Source organism: Amycolatopsis sp. MtRt-6 (assembly GCF_017308975.1).
Classification (GTDB): Bacteria; Actinomycetota; Actinomycetes; order Mycobacteriales; family Pseudonocardiaceae; genus Amycolatopsis.
Genome location: NZ_JADWPD010000001.1, coordinates 68,240 through 86,237, shown reverse-complemented (window position 1 = coordinate 86,237; position 17,998 = coordinate 68,240). Strand labels below are relative to the sequence as shown.

Genomic DNA, 17,998 nt, shown 5'->3' with positions numbered 1-17,998 from the left:
CCCGGCCCGGCGTCGTTGACGCCCGAACCGGCGCTGGGCAAGGTCGGGGAAGTGCCCCTCAGACCGCGCCCGTTCCGCTCCGCCCGCCCCGAACCCGGCATCCTCGAAGAGGAAGTCCCGGAAACCCCAATCCCGGAACAGGCCTGGCCCCGCGTGCGGGCCGACGAACTGGTCACCCTCGTCGCACACGTCTTCGCCGCGCACGGTCTCCCCGAAGCGCGCGCCCGCACCGCCGCCGAAGCGCTCTGCCACGGCGATCTCACCGGCGCACCGGAGACCGGGGTCGCCGAGCTGACCCGCGTGCACCTGCCGCTGCTGAAGAACGGGCTGGTCGTGCCGCACGCCCAGCCGCTGATGATTGCCGACCGCGGGGCCGCCGCGCTGATCGACTACCGCCGCGCGCCCGGGCTCTGGGCCGTCGGCGACGCGATGGACAGGGCGGTGGCGCGGGCCGGCCGGTTCGGCGTCGGGCTCGTCTCGCTGCGCGGCGTCGGGCCGTTCGGCCGGGCCGGCCACCACGCCGCGCGGGCGCTGCCGCACGCCATGATCGGGCTGGTGCTGGCCGCGGGCGGCGAACCCGGCCAGCCGATGAACCCGCTGGGCATGGCGGCGCCTGGTGGCGCGTACCCGGAGTTCGTCTTCGACATGGACCGCCCCGGCGCCGAGGCGGCCGGGCTGACGCTGCTGGTCGAGGTGCTCGCCGGGGTGCTTTCCGGTGTCGCCGACCACGAGCACGACACCGGCCTGCTGGTGCTGGCGATCGCGCCGACGACGTTGCGCAGCGCTGACGGCTTTTATCGCGCTGCGAGTGCGTTGTTCGGGAGCATGCTCGGGTGGGAGGGTGGTGCGCCGATCCGGTATCCGGGGTGGCGGGAGGCGCAGCATCTTGAGCAGTGCCGGGCGCTGGGCGTGCCGCTGGCCGGGCCGGTGCGGCGTGAGCTGGACGCGCTTGCCGCGTCGCTCGGGCTGCCGTTGCTGACCAGCGTGGGGTGACTCCCGGACTTTCTGCTGCTCCTGAGGGCTCTGCCGCGGCTGGGCAGCGGGTCCGACCTCCCCCGCCCCTCCGTTCGGATTGTCAGTCGACGACCGGGTTTGTCAAGGCGGGAAAGCGTGCCTTGACAAACCCGGTCGTCGACTTGAAAGCGGCTGGGATGAGGGGCGGGGGAGGTCTGGTGACGTCGTTGGCCGGCTTGCGTTGCCGGCCGCCTGTCTGCGACGTCGCCCTTGGGAACCTGCCGTGTGGCCTGTGGACAACTGCGTCGCCGGCCGCCCGTTCTGTCGGTGCCCTCCGCTAGCGTGGAAGTCGGGGGCTGCTCAGTTCGCTCTGCGCTGCTCGGCGTTGGTCAGCGGACCAGGACGACCTTGCCGCTGTCGGGGCCCACCGCCACGATGTCGCCGTCGGTCAGCTGGCGGCCTCGGCGGGTCTCGATCTCGCCGTTGACCTTGACCTCCTCCGCGTCGAGCAGGTCCTTGGCGTGGGAGCCGTCTTCGGCCAGGCCGGCCAGCTTGAGGAACTGGCCGAGCCGGATCGGCTCTCCGGTGATGGGGACGTCCACGGGCTCGCTCATGCTCCGCATCATGCCGGTTCAGGTGCGGGCGGTCGTCTGCCGGTAGAGCGCCAGGACGTCCGTGTCGAAGTAGCTCGAGTACGACGTGTCGGCGTCGGCGCCGCCGAACTCGAAGCCGCCGATGACGCCGATGACCGTGCCGAGCCGGGTCTGCGGGTTCTGCTCGGTGACCCAGGGCCCGCCGCTGGTGCCGGTCGGGAAGCCCGCGCAGTCCACCCGCAGCTGGAAGGTGTCCTGCTTGGTCGTGGTGTTCTGGCAGACCGCGGGGACCTCGGAGTCGTCCGGGTAGCCGGTGAGCGTGATGGGCTGCTCGAACGCGGTGCCGGTGGCCAGCAGGTTCGCGCCGACCAGGCTCTCCAGGGACTTCGTGGTGCCCGCCTGGTGGGCGGTGGCGAAGCCGACGTCGAGGTCCGGGTCCGAGGACGCGCTCCAGCCCGGCGCGACCAGCTCGTCCGACACCGTCCAGTAGCCGAAGGGCGCGATCCCGTCGTGGTAGCCGGGCGCGAAGGTGAGACCGGTGAGGTAGCCGCCGCCCTCGCCGTTGTGGATGCAGTGGGCCGCGGTCAGCAGTACGTCACCCCGCTCGCTGTGCACCACGCTGGCCGTGCAGAAGTGGCCCCCTTCGGCGAACAGCGGGCCGACCGCGGGGCTCGACACGGCGGGCAGGGCGGCCACCGGGGCGGCCTCGGCCGTGGCGGGCTCCGGTGTCACCGCGCCGGCGGGCTCCGGCTGCCGGGCCTTGACGACCGCGACGACGGTCACCCCGAGCAGCACGATCGCGGCGAGGGTGAGCAGGACGGCCGGGCGCCGCACGGTCATCGCCTCCTCGTCTCTCGCGCTGTGTTGATGTTGCCGACCAGACCACCATAGGGCGGCGCACCGGCTCAATCAGCACACCCACAGCAAGCTCACAGCCGCTAACATTCCCTACTCGGGAGTAGCACCGCACGGTCGGGAGGACCGATGAAGCAGTTCGCGGACAAGGTCGTGGTGATCACCGGAGCGGGCTCGGGCATCGGCCGCGCGCTCGCGTGCGAGTTCGCCCGGCGCGGGGCCCGGGTCGCGCTCTCCGACGTCGTCACCGCGAACGCGGAGGAGACGGCGAAGCTGGCCGGTGCCAACGCCCGCGCGTACACCTTGGACGTCGCCGACCGCGGCGCCGTGCTCGCGCACGCCGGAGCGGTGGCCGACGAGTTCGGCGCGGTCAACGTCGTCGTGAACAACGCGGGCGTGGCGCTCGGCGCGACCGTCGAGGAAATGACGTTCGAGGACTACGACTGGCTGATGGGCATCAACCTCGGCGGTGTCGTGAACGGCACGAAGGCGTTCCTCCCGCACCTGATCGCTTCCGGCGACGGGCACGTCGTCAACATTTCCAGCGTCTTCGGCTTCGTCGGCGTGCCGACGCAGAGCGCCTACAACGCGGCGAAGTTCGCGGTTCGCGGATTCACCGAAGCACTGCGCGAGGAAATGCTGATCGCGCGGCACCCGGTCGCGGTGAGCTGCGTGCACCCCGGCGGGATCAAGACGAACATCGTGCGCAACTCCCGCAGTGCCGCCGACGACCAGGAGAAAGCCGCGCAAGGCTTCGAGCGGATCGCCCGCACGACACCGGAGAAGGCGGCGCAGACGATCCTGCGCGGCATCGAGCGGAAGTCGGCGCGGATCCTGATCGGGCCGGACGCCTACGTCATCGACGCCATTCCGCGGGTGCTCGGCTCGGCTTACCAACGGCCGCTGGCGGCACTCGCGCGGCTCGGGCTCAAGTCGTAACGCGAAAGCCGAATCGGTTTCACACCCCGTTGTCACCCAATGGAGTTGCGTTTCGGACAGCACCGTCCGAAATGGTCCAGAATGCGTGGGGTCCGCCAGCCCCGTCCCGGAGGTCCCCGATGCTTCGCGCCGCCCCGCGCAGTGCGACCCGTTCGTCCAGCGACCGCACCGCGGTGGAGCTGCTCGACCGCACCGGCATCGTCGCGGCCAGCCTGCCCCGGCGCCGCCGCACCGACGAGGAAGCGGCCCGGGCGGAGCCGCCGATCTTCACCCGGCCGCCGGTGTGCGACCAGGACCTGCGCCCGAAGTCGGTGGTGATCCGGCGGCGGGCCCGCGCGTGGCTCGGCGGTGGCGCCGCGGTGCTGCTCGTCGGGGCCGGCTGGCTGGGCGGCGGGCTGTTCACCGGCGGCCTGTTCGCCCCGGCGCCGGAACGCGACGTCGCCCAGCTCGACGCGCGCCCGGCGGTGGCCGCGGCACCCGCGCCGGAGCCGCAGCCGGTGGCTCCGCAGGCGCCGGTCGTCGTCACGCCCGCGCCGAAGACCGTGTACGTGCCGGTGCCCGCGAAGCCGGCGCCGAAGCAGGTGCAGGCGCAGGCCAAACCGCAGCCGAAGAAGCCGGTGCCGGACGAGGCGGGCGAGGCGCGGGCCGACCTGCCGCCGTCGGCACCCGCGCCGTCGACCCCCAACCCGGTCCAGGCGTGGTTCGACGTCGCCGAGAGCATGATGCAGCGCTACGGCGGCCGCTGAGTCAGGTCCCTGACCAGCGGTATTCGTGCTCGGGGCGGCCCGTGGCGCCGTAGCGCAATCGCATCTGGACCGTCCCCGACTCGGCCAGCGCGGTGAGGTACCGCTGCGCCGTGGCCCGCGCCATGCCCAGCTCGCCCGCGACCTCCGCGGCCGACAGCGGCCGCCCGGCGCGCCGCAGCTGCTCCGAGACCAGCCGGGACGTCGCCGTCGACTGGCCCTTCGGCGCGGTCGTGCGGTCCTGGTCGTGCAGCACGCGGTACGCGCGGTCGACGTCGTCCTGGGCGAGCGCCCGGTCTTCGGCGAGCAGGCCGCGGAACCGCGCGTACGACGTCAGCCGTTCCGCGAGCTGGCGGGTGGTGAACGGCTTGATCAGGTAGTTCAGCGCGCCGGCCCGGATCGCCGCGGCCACCGAGGCGCTGTCGGTCGCCGCGGACAGCACGATCGTGTCGGTCTGCAGCTCCGGGAGCACCGCGAGACCGGACTCGTCGGGCAGGTAGACGTCGAGCAGGACCAGGTCCGGCGTGAGCTCCCGGACGCGGGCGCGCGCCTCGGCGGCGGTGTGCGCGGTGCCGACCACCGCGAAGCCCTCGACCTCCTCGACGAACCCGGCGTGCACCCCGGCGACCCGGAAGTCGTCGTCGACGATCAGCGTGCGGATCATCCGTCCTCCGTCAGCATTCCGGGCAGTTTGGCGACGAACAGGGCACCCGTCTCGCCTTCACCGGGGTCGGCCAGCCAGACGTCGCCGCCGCGGGCGCGGGCGGCCTGCCGGGCAAGCGCGAGACCGAGGCCGTGCCCGGGCGCGATCTTCGTCGAGACGCCTTCGTCGAACAACGTCCGCCGCAGGTCGGCGGGGACGCCCGGCCCGCTGTCCACAACGGACACGTGCAGGGTGGTGCCCTCGGCGAGCAGGCTGATCTCCACGGTCGCCGGCCGCCGCGGGCCCATCCGGGCGGCGTGCAGGGCGTTGTCGACGAGGTTGCCGATCACGGTGTTCGCGGCGATCGGGTCGGTCACCGTCGTGGGCACCCAGGTGTCTTCGGCGAGCTTGAGCGTGAGGCCCTTTTCCTGCGCCTGCTCGGTTTTCGCGACGAGCAGCGCCTGCAGGTACGGGTCGGCGACCGCGTCGCCCAGCTCGCTCGGCCGCGCCGACGACGAGTCCGTCAGCGTCTGCAGGTACTCGACGGCCTCGGTGTGGTGGCCGAGCTGGAGCAGCCCGTAGAGCGTGTGCAGCCGGTTGGCGAACTCGTGCCGCTGGGCACGCAGGCCGTCGGACAACGCGCGGATGCCGTCGAGCTCGCGGGTGAGCGTGTCGAGGTCGGTGCGGTCGCGGAAGGTGAGCACGGTGCCGATCGGCCGGTCGTCCAGGCGCACGGCCCGCGAGTTGATCACCAGCACGCGGTTCCCGGCCACGGCGAGCAGGTTGTCGACCGGCCGTCCCTCTTCGACGGCCTTGTGGACCCGCGGGGAAAGCGGCAGTTCGGACATCGCCGCGCCGAGCGGGAGTTCGGTGCCGAGCAGGCGTTCGGCCTCGTCGTTGCGCACCGAGACGCGGTTCGCCTCGTCGACGGCGAGCACGCCTTCGCCGATCCCGTGCAGGACGGCTTCGCGTTCGTAGAGCAGCTCGGTGAGTTCGTGCGGTTCGAGGCCGTGCGTGACGCGCCGCAGCCGCCGGTTCAGCAGGGCCGACGCCCCCGCGCCGAGCAGCAGCGCGCCGCCGGCGAACAGCAGCGTGATCGTCAGGAGGTGGTTGAAGTCGCCGGTCGGGTCGGCTATTTCGAAGCCGACGCTCACTTCGCCGACCACCCGCCGGTGGTCCGGTGTCCAGATCGGCGTCTTGCTGCGGACCGACAGCCCGAGCGTGCCACTCGCGACGGTGTTGACGTCGTCGAACCCGGCGAGCGCCCGGTCGGCGGGGGTGCTGACCTTCTTGCCGATCTCGCCGGGCGTCGGGTGTGCCAGCCGGATGCTGTTGTCATCGGTGATCACGACGAACAACGCGTCGGTTCGCTCTCGCACGGCCAGCGCGCGTTGCTGGAGCGCGCCACCGGGGATCTTCGCGGCCGTGTCGGCCATGACGACGGGATCGACCGCCACCGACTTCGCGATGGCCAGCGCACGCTCGCTGTACTGCTCGTTGAGCGTGCGGGAGAGGAGGACGCTGACCAGCGCGACGCCGATCCCGACGACGAGGAGGACCACGCCGATCTGCAGCAGCAGGACCTGCCTGCTGAACCGCATCCGCGGGAAGAGCGCCCACTTTGGCATGGCGGGGACCATACCCCCAGGTCACGGCAGTGCGCTAAATGAGCAAAACATTCAGAACGCACAGCTCGCACGCAGAACGTCGACAAGCTTCACGCGGGCGCCACACGTACTTAACGTCCCTTCCCAACGTGAGCCCCACCACGTGACGAAGGAGTCACCTCCACCATGGTTCCCCCACTGATCGAACTCACCGGAGCCACCAAGCGGTTCCCGAGCGGGTCCGGTTCCGTGCACACGGCCGTCCGCGATCTGACCATGACCGTCCAGCCCGGCGAGTTCGTCGCGGTCGTCGGCCCCACCGGCTGCGGCAAGTCGACGACGCTCTCGCTGGTCTCCGGCCTGCAGCCGCCGTCGGCCGGCCGGGTGCGGGTGAACGGCGAGGACGTGAAGTCCATTCCGGACGGTGTCGGCTACATGTTCCAGACCGACGCGGTGATGCCGTGGCGCTCGGTGCTGGAGAACGTCGCTTCCGGCCCGCGGTTCCGCGGGGTGCCGAAGGCCGAGGCCCGCGCGCAGGCCGTCGACTGGATCGCCCGCGTCGGGCTCGCCGGGTTCGAGAAGTACTACCCGCACCAGCTCTCCGGCGGCATGCGCAAGCGCGTCGCGCTGGCCCAGACGCTCGTCACCAGGCCGAAGATCCTGCTGATGGACGAGCCGTTCTCCGCGCTCGACGTCCAGACGCGGGCGCTGATGCAGGACGAGCTGCTGCGGCTGTGGTCCGGGTCCGGCGCCGCGGTGATCTTCGTGACCCACGACCTCGACGAGGCCATCGCACTGGCGGACAAGGTCGTCGTGCTGACGACCGGGCCGGCCACCGTGAAGGACGTCTTCGAGATCCCGCTCGAGCGGCCGCGGAAGGTGGAGGAGCTGCGGCTCACCGAGGACTTCCGGAAGCTCTACGCCGACATCTGGGAATCACTGCGCAGCGAGGTCGACAAGGCCCGTGAGAAGGGAGCGAGCAATGTCGCTTGAGACCCCCGCGGCGCCGGCCGCGCCGCTCCCGGTCCTCGAGACCGAGCAGGACATCCTGGCCCGCGCGAAGCAGGCCACCGCGCGCCGCAAGCGCAACATCTGGCTGCTGCGCCTGGCGATCGTCGTCGTCTGGCTGGGCAGCTGGGAGCTGACCGCCACGTACTGGATCGACCCGTTCTTCTACTCGAAGCCGTCGAAGATCTGGGAACGGCTGGTCGAGTGGTTCAGCGCCGGGACCGACTTCGGTTCGATCTGGTACCAGATCCTGGTGACCGTCGAGGAGGCCGCGATCGGCTTCGTCATCGGCGCGATCGCCGGTGTCGTGTTCGGCGTGATCCTCGGCCGCAGCGCGTACCTCGCGCAGGTGCTGGCGCCGTTCATCAAGGCCGCCAACGCGTTGCCGCGCATCGTGCTCGCCGCGCTGTTCGTCATCTGGTTCGGGCTCGGGCTGTCGTCGAAGGTCGCGACCGTCGTCGTGCTCGTGTTCTTCGCGGTGTTCTTCAACGCCTTCACCGGCGCCCGCGAGGTGGACCGCAACCTGATCGACAACGCCCGCATCCTCGGCGCGACCCGCGGCCAGGTGCTCAAGTCGATCGTGCTGCCCAGCGCGACGTCGTGGATCCTGTCGTCGCTGCACGTGGCGTTCGGCTTCGCGCTGATCGGCGCGGTGGTCGGCGAGTACACCGGCGCCAAGGCCGGCATGGGCTTCCTGATCGCCAATGCGCAGGGCACGTTCGACACGGCGGGTGTGTACGCCGGGATGCTGATCATCACCGTCGTCGCGCTGCTGGCCGAGTGGGGGATCAGCACCCTTGAAGGCAGGCTGCTGCGGTGGCGCCCGCCGTCCGCCTCCGAAGCCGCGGTCAAGGCGGTCTGACATGCGTCTCAAGAGGACAATCGGGGTGGTGGCCGCGGTCGCGGTCGCCGCGGCCGGGCTCACCGCCTGCCGCGACTCGCGGGAGATCGCCCTCGGCACCACCGGGAAGCCGCACATCAAGATCATGGTCGGCGGCCTGTCGAAGGTGATCTACCTGCCCGGCCAGCTGGCCCAGCAGATCGGCGCCTACCAGCGGCAGGGCCTGGACGTCGAGCTCTTCGACCAGCCGTCCGGCGCCAACGCCGAGACGTCGCTGCTGGCCGGTGAGGTGCAGGCGGTCGTCGGGTTCTACGACCACACGATCGACCTGCAGGCCAAGGAACAGTGCATCGAAAGCGTGGTGCAGTTCGCGAACGTGCCGGGCGAGGCCGAGATGGTCGCGACGGCCAAGGCGGGCGAGGTCAGGTCGGGCGCGGACTTCAAGGGCCGCAACCTCGGCGTCACGTCGCTGGGTTCGTCGACGGACTTCCTCACGAAGGCGCTGGCCCTGCGCGGCGGCGTGACGTCGAAGGAGTACACGCCGGTCAAGGTCGGTGCCGGGCAGACGTTCATCTCGGCGATGAACCAGGGCTCGATCGACGCCGGCATGACGACCGACCCGACGATCGCGCAGCTGACGAACACGGGCCAGGCGAAGGTGCTTTACGACATGCGCACGGTCGAAGGCACGAAAGCCGCTTTGGGCGGTTTGTACCCGGCGAGTTCGCTGTACATGGGCTGCGAAATCGTGAAGCGTTATCCGGACATCGTGCAGAAACTGGCCAATGCGTACGTCGAGACCCTGAAGTGGATTTCGACGCACACACCGGAACAGGTCGCCGCGATGATGCCGCCGTCGTTCGCCGGCGGGGACAAGGCGCTGTACGTCAAGTCGCTCCAGGACAGCCTGCCGATGTTCACCAAGGACGGCCGGATGGACCCGGCCGGTGCCCAGAACGTGCTCAAGGTGCTGGGTGAGTCGTCGAGCAACGTGAAGCCGAAGAAGGACAAAATCGACCTGTCGAAGACATACACGACACAGTTCGTGGACGCGGCGCACGCGCAGGCGCAGCAGTAATGGTGACCCCGCTCACCTGACCGGGCGGTTGGTGAGCGATATGGACCCGTAAAGGCCTCTTTCCCCCGCGGAGGCCTTTACGGGTCTTTTCGCGCAATGGAAGACCATGCGAAAGTAGCTACTTTATTTTCGGTGGGGATCCAACACTTGAGGACACAGCTTTCCCGGTCCCCCTCGGTGAACGGAGTCCTCGCATGTCCAAAACCCTCCGCGTCCTCACGGTGGCCGCCGCCGCGGCGGCCTCGCTGGCTTTCTCGGGTACCGCTCACGCGGCCGTGTTCGGTGCCCACTTCCACGGGCACCAGTTCTCGGGCGGCAACTGGGGCGGTTACGTCAGCTTCGGCAGTTTCACCACGGCCACCGCGAGCTGGACCGAGCCGTCGGTGTCCTGCACGTCCACCAACGACCTGTTCGCGCCGTGGGTCGGCATCGACGGCGACGGATCGTCCACTGTGGAGCAGACCGGCGTGGCCACCGACTGCTCCAGCGGCCGCCCGGTTTACCAGGCCTGGTACGAAATGTACCCAGCCGCACCGGTGTACTACTCGAACACGGTCAGCGCCGGCGACCACATCACCGCCACGGTGACCCGGACGGCGACGAACACCTATCGCCTCGACATCAGCGACACGACCAAGGGCTGGTCGAAGTCGATCACCAAGTCACTGACCTCGCAGCACGCCTCGGCGGAGGCGATCATCGAGTCCCCGACGGATTCGTACCCGTCGATCTCCGGCGGCATCACGTTCACCGGCGTCAAGTTCAACGGGTCGAACCTGGCCTCGACGAGCCCGTCCGGCCTGAACGCCGACGACAAGGGCAGCTACACCTGGAGCCCGAGCGCGATCGGCTCGGACGGCCAGAGCTTCACGATGACCCGCCACTGACCTACTTCAGGTTGTTGATCGCCCAGGCGACGACCATCACCGCCAGCACCAGCGACACGGCGGCCTGCAGCATCATCGTCAGCTTCGCCCAGATCCGCAGGGGCATGACGTCGGTGGGGCTGAAGGCCGCCGCGTTGGTGAACGAGAAGTACAGGTAGTCCAAATAGGACGGCTCCCAGTCCTGGTGTGCCAGGCCCGGGTCGGCCATCTGCGGGAACTGCAGGTCGGGGTACTCGGCCCGGCCCGCGGCCCGGCGGCCCGGGCCGCCGCGGTCGAACTCCCAGTACCAGAGGGAGAAGGCGACGATGTTCGTCCAGTAGACGATCCCGCCGGTCACCAGCACGGCGCCGGCGCGGTCGCCGGTCGTCCCGGCCGCGATGCCGTAGACCAGGCTCGCCGCCGACCAGGCGTTCACCACGGTGACGAGGCCGACGATGAGCAGCGAGATGGCCCGCTCGACGGCGCTGAACTGCGTCATCCGCCCCGGGTTGACCAGCAGCAGCGCGACGACGAGCAGCACCGAGACGGCGGGCAGCAGCCACCACGGGCGCAGCGCCATGTCATCGGGCAGGGCGACCTGCAGGACGAGCGTCGCGACGACGACGCCCATCGCGGGCCAGCGGGTCTCGCCGGAGGTCCGCCGCCGCCACGCGGGAAGTGCCTCTTCTGTCACCGGCTCACGTTAGGTCGCCACCGCCCGCCCGGCCACCCGGCCCAAGCACCGAAGGCCACATTGGGTGCGTTGGGCGCAACGAAGGCCACATTGGGTGCTTGGACGCACCGAAGGCCACATTGGGGCGCTCGGGGTCAGCCGGCCGGTGCCGTGGTCACCTCGCCGGGGAGCTTGCGGGCCACGTCCGTGCGTGAGCGGGCCCCGAGTTTTCGGAGCACCTTCGCCACGTGCTGTTCCACCGTTCGCGGCGACAGGAACAGCCCGTCCGCGATCTCCCGGTTCGTCCGGCCCTCCGCGAGCATCCGCGCCACCTCGCGCTCCCGCGGCGACAGCTCGCTCCCGTACCCGCGCCGCCCGCGTTGCGATGGCGCCCAGGCGCCGTGCTCACGCAGCTGATGACGGCAGCGTCCCGCGTCCCGGGTCGCGCCGAGCCGCTCGTACGCCTCGGCCGCCGAGGTCAGCTCGTCGACGGCCGAACGGTTGCCCGCGGCCAGGCGGCACATCGACGCGCGTTCGCGCATGGCCGTCGCCGGGTAGGGCATCGGGAGGGCTGTGTAGCCGGACGCGGCTTCGTCGAACAACGCCGCCGCGGCCAGGTGCTTGCCGCGGGCTTCGAGCAGCACCGCGCGGCCGGCCACCAGCGCGGCCGCGGCCACCGGTGCGTCGCGGCCCTCGATGCCGCGCGCGAACGCCTCGACCACGTTGTCGGCCTCCGGCCAGCGCCCGGCCCGCGCGTACGCCTGCGCCGCCGCCGGGACCAGCGCGGCCGCCCAGATCCAGACGCCCTTGCGCCCGGCCGCGGCCACCGCCGTGTCGGCCGCCGCGCAGGCGCCGTCGACGTCGTCGGTCGCCAGGAGCACCGAGATCAGCACCCCGGCGGCCGAGAGCACCACCGGGATCGGGCCGCGGTCCGGCGCGTGCACGCTCGCCGCGGTCAGGTGCCGCTGGGCGGCCGCGAACTCGCCGCGCACGGCCGCGAGCCCGCCGAGCACCAGCGAGGACTCCATGACGATCGGGCCGAGTTCCGGGTAGCTGTCCCGCAGCTGCTCGGCGGCCTCGGCGAGCCCGGTCCAGCGCCCGCGCACCCAGTCCAGCCGGACGCGGGTGCCCTGGATCAGGCCGATCGCGTACAGCGCGCCCGCGTCGGTCGCGCGCCGGACGCCCTCGGTCACCAGCCGTTCCGCGCGGTCGAGGTGCCCGGCCCACGACTGGCCGTCGGCCAGGTTGCACCACAGCCGGGCCAGCTGGACGCGCTCGGCGACCGTGCCGACGGTGTCCGAAAGCGCTTCGAACTCCGTCCACGCCGAGCCGTCGCCGACGTGCGCGGCGGCCGCGATCCGGTCGGCGGTCAGCGCGAGCCGCAGTTCGGGGTCGTCGAGCCGCTCGTACACCTCGCCCGCGCGGGCGCGCCACGATTCGTGCCACGACAACGGCGTCAGCCCGTCGATCGGCTGGGCGAGCAGGGTGATCCCGCGGGCGGCGAGGTCCGGCCGGTCGGTCAGCTCGCCGATCGCCCGCTCGACCTCCAGGCGGCCGCGGCCGAGCCCGCCGATGGTCCGGACCAGCAGCATGCCGAGGCTCAGCCGGATCGACCCGCGGACCGACGGCGGCAGCGTCACCTCTTCGAGGACGCGCTCCAGTGTGCCGATGACGTCGGGGCGGAACCCCCGCAGCGCGACCTGGCTCAGCTTGCCCGCCACGCGCCCGATGTCGGCCTGCGCGGGAGCGGGTTCGGCGAGCACCGACTGCAGGAGGTCGATGGCGCGGGACGTCTCGCCGCGCGTGATCGCCTCGTCGGCGGCCGCTTCGGCGTAGTGCCGCCACTGGTCGACGCGACCGGCCGCGCGGCTGTGCCGGGCCAGCAGGGTGAGCGGCGGCGACGGCTGCGCGGCGAGCACGCGGATCGCCTGCGCGTGCAGCAGCGCGCGTTCGGGGCCGCTCACCGTGTCGTAGACCGCCTTGCGGGCCAGCGGGTGCCGGAAGCCGTACCTGCCGTCGCCGGCTTCGCCGAGCACCCCGCCGGAGAGGGCGGCGAGCAGTGCCGTGCGGAGGGCGTCGTCGGCGAGCCCGGCCAGCTCGCCGAGCACGGCGGCTTCGGCGCCGACGCCGAGCACCGCGGCCGCGCCGGCGAGCCGGACCGCGTGCTCGGGCAGCGCGGCGAGCCGTTCGGTGACGGCTTCGCGCAGCAGCACGGGGACTTCGAGGTTCTCCAGCAGGCGGTCGGACAGGACTTCGCCGACCGGGAGCCGTTCGGCCGCTTCCTTCAGCGCGCGCAGCGTTTCTTCGGCCACGAACGGAATCCCGGCGGTGCACTCGTGCAGCTTCGCCGCGAATTCGTCGGTGACCCTGGGCAGTTCGAGGATTTCGACGGCCAGCCCGCGCACGGCCGCGACGTCGAGCGCGCCGAGGGCGACGCGGGCGGAGTGCACGGCCGGATCGGTGCGAAAGGGGCTGCCGAGCGGGCCGGGGCGGACGTCGGTGGCCGACCGGTAGGTGGCGACCACCGCCAGCTCCGGCGGCATCGCGCCGGCGAGGAACCGCATGAGGTCGCGGGTGTCCTCGTCCGCCCACTGGAGGTCGTCGATCAGCACGAGCGTCGGGCCGCAGGCCTGGAGGAGCTCCCGCACCGCGCGGAACACGCGGTGGCGCTCGGCGACCGGGTCGGCGAGGGGTTCGGGGCGCGGAGGAAGCGCTTCCGCGAGCTCCGGCAGCAATGGCCGCAGCACGCCCGCGACCGGGCTGAGCGGCCCGAGCGGGGTGTCGCCCACGGCGCGAAGCGCTTCCAGGACGGGCCCGTAGGGGAAGGGTTCCCGCAGCGGCTGGCACGCGCCGGTGAGCACGCGGCCGCCGGCGAACTCCCGGCGCTTGCCGATCTCCGCGAGCAGCCGGGTGCGGCCCATCCCCGGCTCGCCCTCGATCAGGACCGCGGCCGGGCGCTTTCTCAGCACGTCGACGATGGCGTCGAGCTCGGCGTCGCGGCCGGTCAGCCGGGCGGGTCCGGACCGGACGGAAACCGAGGTGGGGCGGGGGGTGGTCAGCCACATTTGACCTCCTCGACGCGCACCGAAGACTGGTGCGCGGAGCCTAAGCAGCCTCGATCCGTCCGTAAACCTTTCACCGAATACGTGGTAGGTGCTGTTGTCACACGTCCGCCTACCCACCGTCACCGGTTTGCTGCGGGAACCGGGGGGATCGGGTCACCGTGCGTGCGAAACCTGGGACGATCGCACGTTCGAACGTCGCTTCACGCGTTCGAGTGCTGCCCGTGGCTACTCAAAGTAGTTCACGGAAACCCTACTTACGGACCTGTCCGACCGGGTGACATCGGGCGCTTGGGCCCGGCTGGAGCAGGGGATTCGTCCGCGGTGAATGCGTATACCCATTCGCCGGGCGCCCGGATTGCACCGTAACGCCCACTCCGGGGACGCTCACCCGGGGGAGTACCACTGCGTGGCCGGTGCGGAGCCGCGCGTAACCACCTAGGGAGAAGCATGAAGATCGCGAGACTTCTCGGTGCCGCTGCCACCGCGGTCATGGCGACGGGCGCGCTCGCCGCGACCGCCGTCCCCGCGTCGGGCCAGGACCTGCTGAACCCGGACATCGTGCCCGCCATGCAGCGGGACCTGGGCCTGACCCACGACCAGGCGCTCGCGCGGCTCAAGAGCGAGGACGTCGCGAACAAGGTCACCGAATCGCTCACCGCGGCGCTCGGCGACGCGTTCGGCGGCGCGACCTACAACGCCGTCACGGGCAAGGCACGCGTCACCACGACGAACGCCGCGCTGGCCGGCAAGATCCGCGAAGCCGGCGCCGAAGCGGAAGTCGTGCGGTTCAGCGCCCGCCAGCTCAATTCCACTGTGGACACGCTGAACGCGGCCGGCAAGGCTGCGCCCGCCGCGATCACCGGCTGGGGCGTCGACGACGCCACCAACCGCGTCACCCTGGACGTGCTGCAGGGCCAGCGCGCCGCCGCGGAGGCGTTCGTCGTCAAGTCCGGTGTGGACAAAGCCGTCGTGACGATCCGCGAGACGGCGTCGACGCCGACCACCTACGCCAACATCCGCGGTGGCGACGCCTACTACATCGGCGGCTCGTCCCGCTGCTCGGTCGGGTTCTCGACGACCACCGGCTTCATGACCGCCGGGCACTGCGCCGCACTCACCGGCGGCGGCCGGCTCACCGGCTCCAACGGCGCCGCGCTGGGTTCGTGGGGCACGTACCGGTTCCCGGGCGCCGACTACGCGCGGGTCAACACGAGCAGCGGCTGGACCCCGCTCGCCTCGATGAACAACGGGACCGCGGTGCGCGGCCAGTCGAACGCCGCGACCGGCACGTCGGTCTGCAAGGCCGGCTCGACCACCGGTTGGACCTGCGGCACCATCGGCGCCAAGAACCAGACCGTCCGCTACGCCGAGGGCACGGTCACCGGCATGACCGCGAGCAACGTCCGCTCTCAGCCCGGTGACTCGGGCGGCGGCTTCATCGCCGGCAACAACGCGCAGGGCATCCTGTCCGGCGGCAACTCGTCGGTGACGTACTTCTACCCGATCGGTGCCGCGCTTTCGGGCACCGGCCCCCGGCTGACCCCCCGGTTCGGCGGCGCAAACCCGCCACGGGGGGGGTTTCGGGCGCCTCCAGCGCGCCCGAAACCCGCCCTTGTTCCTCGCCGCGGGAATGGGAGGTTCGCGGGTCAGACGTTGCTGATCTCCTCGATCAGCCCGTCGACGTCGAAGTGCGCGCTCTCTTCGCCGAGCGGCACCAGTTCGATGGAGGCGTCCAGGAAGGTCCGGACGTCTTCGACTTCGAGCTCGAACGACGCATAGCCGTCCGGTGACTCGATTTCCAGGGTGAGGAAGTCTTCGTCTTCGGAGAGGTCCGGGCGGATCCGGACATCGCCGAGGCCGGCCGGCTCGTCGAGACCGGCGACCAGGAGGTCACGCGCGAAGGTCCACTCGATCCACCGGCCGCGCTCGGTCCGGAAGGCCACGGTCACCGCGAAGGGCTCGTGGGCGTGGTAGGACAGGCGCGACAGGACGGGCGTGGTGCTCTCGTTCAGCAGCACGAACTGGCTCTGGTGTACGGCGTCGGTGTGCACGGCCCCTCCTGGAGTCTCGCGGTGGTTCGCGCGGCGCGAACTGTTCGGCAAGGAGATGACCAGGGCCGACGGTCATGACGGAGAAAGTCTCACGTTCACTTGATCGGTTGCATCCGTCCATTGTGGTGTAACACCGGGCACATACGCCTTGCGCTCACGCGGCCACGGGTGGTGACGGTTCGCGCAGGGCGTGCGGCAGTTTCTTTCGCAGCACGAGCAGCGCGGGGACGGCGGATGCGCAGGTCAGGGCCAGAATCGACCAGGTGAGCGCGTTGCTCGCGCTGAGCAGGGCGGCCAGCAGCCCCGGCGCGAGCGCGACGGGCAGGCCCCAGGAGAGCTGGAAGATCGAGCTGGCCCGCCCTTCGGCCCCGGATGGTGCGGCCGCGGCGGCCGCCGCGGTGGCGGTCGGGCCGAAGAGGGCCTCGGCGATCGAGAAGCCGAGGCTGGTGAGCAGGATCAGCACGGTGGCCACGGACAGCGGGACGGCCTCCAGCGGGATCAGCAGCGCGAAGCAGATCGTGAAGAGAACGGCGGACCCGATGAGCCCGGCGGTCCGGCTCCGCCCGGCGAGCAGGCCGACGATCGGCCGCTGCGCGGTGACGACGACCACGGTCCCGACGGTGATGGCGGTCCCGGCGATCCACTGTGGACCGTGCAGCAGATCCCGGACGACGAGCGGCAGCACGGAGAACTTGCTGGCGCTGGCGAGGGTGAACGCCATGTGCGTGACGCAGAACCCGGTGAAGGCCCGGTCGCCGAGCACGGCCCGCCAGCTCCCGCGGCGAGCCGGCGGTGGGGTGGCGGCTCCCGCGGGCCTGCCCGCGGTCGTCTCCGAGCCGCGGACATCCGCTTCGGCGAGCACCGCCTCCGCCGGCACCGCCGAGACCGGCACCGCCGCCGCGCCCACCCGGCCCTCCCGCGGGAGGAGCCGGATCAGGACCGCCGCCACCGCGAAGCTCGCCGCGTTCACGTACGCCAGTGCGTGGAACGCCCACGGGCTCGTGATCGTCGGCAGCACCGCCATCGCCGCCGCTCCGATGCCCGCGCCCGCGAACCGGCCCACCGTCTGGGTCGCCAGGACCCGGTCCGTGTCCGCGCCGGAGGTGAGCCGGGTCACCATCGGCGCGTTGCACGTCCAGAACAGCCGGTCGCCGAAGCCGGCCACCGCCGACACCGCGATCACCTGCCAGCTCGTGTACGCCAGCGGATAGGCCGCGAAGGCGGCGAGCCGCACCAGGTTGCCCGCGATGAGCAGTGCTCGCGGCCCGAAGCGGTCCATCGCCACCCCGGTCGCCGGACCGGACACGAGCGCCAGCAGGGCGCCGGTGGTCAGCGACGCACCCGCGTCGACCAGGCCCATGCCCTGCCCGTGCACCAGGAACAACAGGGCGAACGGGACCCACAGCCCGCTGCCGAGCGCGTCGATCAGCGTCGCGGCCAGAAAGATCCGAAGCATGTTTCCCCCAGCGGGACAGCTTACGGGTCGAGCGGCAGCGTGAGCCCCACCTTCACGCGATCCATCGCCACGCTCGTCGTGAAGTGGCGGACGTTCGGGTTGTCGAAGAACATGCGCCGGGTGAACGCCTCGAAGCCCGCCATGTCCGGGCACGTGACGATCAGCACGAAGTCCGCCGCGCCGGTGACGTAGTAGCACTGCTGCACGGCGTCCTCGGCGAGCACCTGACGGCGGAACGCGTCGAGGACCGCGAGGTTCTCCCGCTCCATCTCGACCGTCACCACGAACGTCATGTCCAGCCCGAGCGCCTCCGGCGACAGCACCGCCACCTCGCGCTCGATCACGCCCGCTTCGCGCAGCCGCTTGATCCGCCGCTGCACCGCCGCGGCCGAGAGCCCGACCTTGGCGCCGATCGTCTCGGCGATCGTGCGGGCGTCCGCCTGGAGGCAGGCGAGGATGGCGATGTCCAGCTGGTCGAGGTCGGGTGTCCGCACCCCAGCAGGCTATCCGGCACCCCCGACAATTCGCCGCGTTTCACCCCTCCGTGACGTCGCTCACTACTCCGTCCGAGGCGAAGATGAAACAACTTTTTGAGTGAGGTGGAACACAACTGACCGGTCTACCAG

Annotated in this window: 16 protein-coding genes and 1 pseudogene; 8 read left to right on the top strand and 9 right to left on the bottom strand. The window is 71.3% G+C overall.

The window, feature by feature from the left end; all coding sequences use genetic code 11:
- Positions 1–51 precede the first annotated feature (51 nt).
- The gene (locus tag I4Q55_RS00485; RefSeq protein ID WP_307793087.1) at positions 52–993 is read left to right on the top strand and encodes an Ldh family oxidoreductase; all 942 of its coding nucleotides are present in this window, start codon (positions 52–54) and stop codon (positions 991–993) included.
- Positions 994–1,343: 350 nt separating this feature from the next.
- Here I4Q55_RS00485 and I4Q55_RS00480 read toward each other — a convergent pair whose 3' ends face one another.
- Together I4Q55_RS00480 and I4Q55_RS00475 are read right to left on the bottom strand one after the other, a co-directional pair.
- The gene (locus I4Q55_RS00480; RefSeq protein ID WP_206784001.1) at positions 1,344–1,568 is read right to left on the bottom strand and encodes an RNA-binding S4 domain-containing protein; all 225 of its coding nucleotides are present in this window, start codon (positions 1,566–1,568) and stop codon (positions 1,344–1,346) included.
- A gap of 18 nt (positions 1,569–1,586) precedes the next feature.
- Positions 1,587–2,387: a serine protease gene (locus I4Q55_RS00475; RefSeq protein ID WP_206784000.1), complete on the bottom strand. Its 801-nt coding sequence runs from the start codon at positions 2,385–2,387 to the stop codon at positions 1,587–1,589.
- Between the two features lie 144 nt (positions 2,388–2,531).
- On the opposite strand from I4Q55_RS00475, the gene I4Q55_RS00470 reads away from it, so the two are divergent.
- Together I4Q55_RS00470 and I4Q55_RS00465 are read left to right on the top strand one after the other, a co-directional pair.
- Entirely contained in the window at positions 2,532–3,341 is an 810-nt protein-coding gene (locus tag I4Q55_RS00470) for an SDR family oxidoreductase (protein ID WP_206783999.1), read from the top strand.
- A 119-nt stretch (positions 3,342–3,460) separates the two neighbouring features.
- Complete coding sequence (locus I4Q55_RS00465; RefSeq protein ID WP_206783998.1) at positions 3,461–4,087, top strand: hypothetical protein; 627 nt, start codon at positions 3,461–3,463, stop codon at positions 4,085–4,087.
- Between the two features lies 1 nt (position 4,088).
- Here I4Q55_RS00465 and I4Q55_RS00460 read toward each other — a convergent pair whose 3' ends face one another.
- Both I4Q55_RS00460 and I4Q55_RS00455 read right to left on the bottom strand, forming a co-directional pair.
- Positions 4,089–4,748: a response regulator gene (locus tag I4Q55_RS00460; RefSeq protein ID WP_206783997.1), complete on the bottom strand. Its 660-nt coding sequence runs from the start codon at positions 4,746–4,748 to the stop codon at positions 4,089–4,091.
- On the bottom strand, positions 4,745–6,328 hold the full coding sequence (locus I4Q55_RS00455) for a sensor histidine kinase (RefSeq protein ID WP_206784512.1): 1,584 nt from the start codon (positions 6,326–6,328) through the stop codon (positions 4,745–4,747). Before I4Q55_RS00455 ends, I4Q55_RS00460 begins: the two co-directional genes overlap by 4 nt.
- A 192-nt stretch (positions 6,329–6,520) precedes the next feature.
- Here I4Q55_RS00455 and I4Q55_RS00450 point away from each other — a divergent pair, with 192 nt between their 5' ends.
- The 4 genes from I4Q55_RS00450 (at position 6,521) to I4Q55_RS00435 (ending at position 10,148) form a co-directional block, all read left to right on the top strand.
- Entirely contained in the window at positions 6,521–7,327 is an 807-nt protein-coding gene (locus tag I4Q55_RS00450; protein ID WP_206783996.1) for an ABC transporter ATP-binding protein, read from the top strand.
- Complete coding sequence (locus I4Q55_RS00445; protein WP_176173622.1) at positions 7,317–8,204, top strand: ABC transporter permease; 888 nt, start codon at positions 7,317–7,319, stop codon at positions 8,202–8,204. The genes I4Q55_RS00450 and I4Q55_RS00445 overlap by 11 nt, the downstream gene beginning before the upstream one ends.
- A gap of 1 nt (position 8,205) precedes the next feature.
- Positions 8,206–9,261 (top strand): ABC transporter substrate-binding protein, encoded by a 1,056-nt coding sequence (locus I4Q55_RS00440; protein WP_206783995.1) that lies wholly within the window; start codon positions 8,206–8,208, stop codon positions 9,259–9,261.
- A gap of 194 nt (positions 9,262–9,455) precedes the next feature.
- Entirely contained in the window at positions 9,456–10,148 is a 693-nt protein-coding gene (locus I4Q55_RS00435; protein WP_206783994.1) for a G1 family glutamic endopeptidase, read from the top strand.
- Position 10,149: 1 nt separating this feature from the next.
- On the opposite strand, the gene I4Q55_RS00430 is transcribed toward I4Q55_RS00435, so the two are convergent.
- Positions 10,150–10,758 (bottom strand): DUF1345 domain-containing protein, encoded by a 609-nt coding sequence (locus tag I4Q55_RS00430; RefSeq protein ID WP_206784511.1) that lies wholly within the window; start codon positions 10,756–10,758, stop codon positions 10,150–10,152.
- Between the two features lie 197 nt (positions 10,759–10,955).
- Positions 10,956–13,865, bottom strand: a complete 2,910-nt coding sequence (locus I4Q55_RS00425; RefSeq protein WP_206783993.1) for an AAA family ATPase — start codon at positions 13,863–13,865, stop codon at positions 10,956–10,958.
- A gap of 447 nt (positions 13,866–14,312) precedes the next feature.
- On the opposite strand from I4Q55_RS00425, the pseudogene I4Q55_RS50890 reads away from it, so the two are divergent.
- A pseudogene (locus tag I4Q55_RS50890) lies at positions 14,313–15,404 on the top strand (S1 family peptidase); the annotation flags it as partial.
- A 107-nt stretch (positions 15,405–15,511) separates the two neighbouring features.
- Here the strand turns inward: I4Q55_RS50890 and I4Q55_RS00415 are convergent.
- The 3 genes from I4Q55_RS00415 to I4Q55_RS00405 all read right to left on the bottom strand — a co-directional run bounded on the left by I4Q55_RS00415 (position 15,512) and on the right by I4Q55_RS00405 (position 17,866).
- On the bottom strand, positions 15,512–15,916 hold the full coding sequence (locus tag I4Q55_RS00415) for an SsgA family sporulation/cell division regulator (protein WP_086846218.1): 405 nt from the start codon (positions 15,914–15,916) through the stop codon (positions 15,512–15,514).
- Between the two features lie 154 nt (positions 15,917–16,070).
- Entirely contained in the window at positions 16,071–17,372 is a 1,302-nt protein-coding gene (locus I4Q55_RS00410; RefSeq protein ID WP_206783992.1) for an MFS transporter, read from the bottom strand.
- Between the two features lie 20 nt (positions 17,373–17,392).
- Positions 17,393–17,866, bottom strand: coding sequence for an Lrp/AsnC family transcriptional regulator (locus I4Q55_RS00405; protein WP_206783991.1), 474 nt, complete (start codon positions 17,864–17,866; stop codon positions 17,393–17,395).
- Positions 17,867–17,998: the final 132 nt, after the last annotated feature.

What these genes read in the sequence shown, in the direction of transcription:
- I4Q55_RS00480 (WP_206784001.1), bottom strand. Translation starts at nt 1,568, where the DNA reads ATGAGCGAGCCCGTGGACGTCCCCATCACCGGAGAGCCGATCCGGCTC.
- I4Q55_RS00475 (WP_206784000.1), bottom strand. Translation starts at nt 2,387, where the DNA reads ATGACCGTGCGGCGCCCGGCCGTCCTGCTCACCCTCGCCGCGATCGTG.
- I4Q55_RS00470 (WP_206783999.1), top strand. Translation starts at nt 2,532, where the DNA reads ATGAAGCAGTTCGCGGACAAGGTCGTGGTGATCACCGGAGCGGGCTCG.
- I4Q55_RS00465 (WP_206783998.1), top strand. Translation starts at nt 3,461, where the DNA reads ATGCTTCGCGCCGCCCCGCGCAGTGCGACCCGTTCGTCCAGCGACCGC.
- I4Q55_RS00460 (WP_206783997.1), bottom strand. Translation starts at nt 4,748, where the DNA reads ATGATCCGCACGCTGATCGTCGACGACGACTTCCGGGTCGCCGGGGTG.
- I4Q55_RS00455 (WP_206784512.1), bottom strand. Translation starts at nt 6,328, where the DNA reads ATGCGGTTCAGCAGGCAGGTCCTGCTGCTGCAGATCGGCGTGGTCCTC.
- I4Q55_RS00450 (WP_206783996.1), top strand. Translation starts at nt 6,521, where the DNA reads ATGGTTCCCCCACTGATCGAACTCACCGGAGCCACCAAGCGGTTCCCG.
- I4Q55_RS00445 (WP_176173622.1), top strand. Translation starts at nt 7,317, where the DNA reads ATGTCGCTTGAGACCCCCGCGGCGCCGGCCGCGCCGCTCCCGGTCCTC.
- I4Q55_RS00440 (WP_206783995.1), top strand. Translation starts at nt 8,206, where the DNA reads ATGCGTCTCAAGAGGACAATCGGGGTGGTGGCCGCGGTCGCGGTCGCC.
- I4Q55_RS00435 (WP_206783994.1), top strand. Translation starts at nt 9,456, where the DNA reads ATGTCCAAAACCCTCCGCGTCCTCACGGTGGCCGCCGCCGCGGCGGCC.
- I4Q55_RS00430 (WP_206784511.1), bottom strand. Translation starts at nt 10,758, where the DNA reads ATGGGCGTCGTCGTCGCGACGCTCGTCCTGCAGGTCGCCCTGCCCGAT.
- I4Q55_RS00425 (WP_206783993.1), bottom strand. Translation starts at nt 13,865, where the DNA reads ATGTGGCTGACCACCCCCCGCCCCACCTCGGTTTCCGTCCGGTCCGGA.
- I4Q55_RS00410 (WP_206783992.1), bottom strand. Translation starts at nt 17,372, where the DNA reads ATGCTTCGGATCTTTCTGGCCGCGACGCTGATCGACGCGCTCGGCAGC.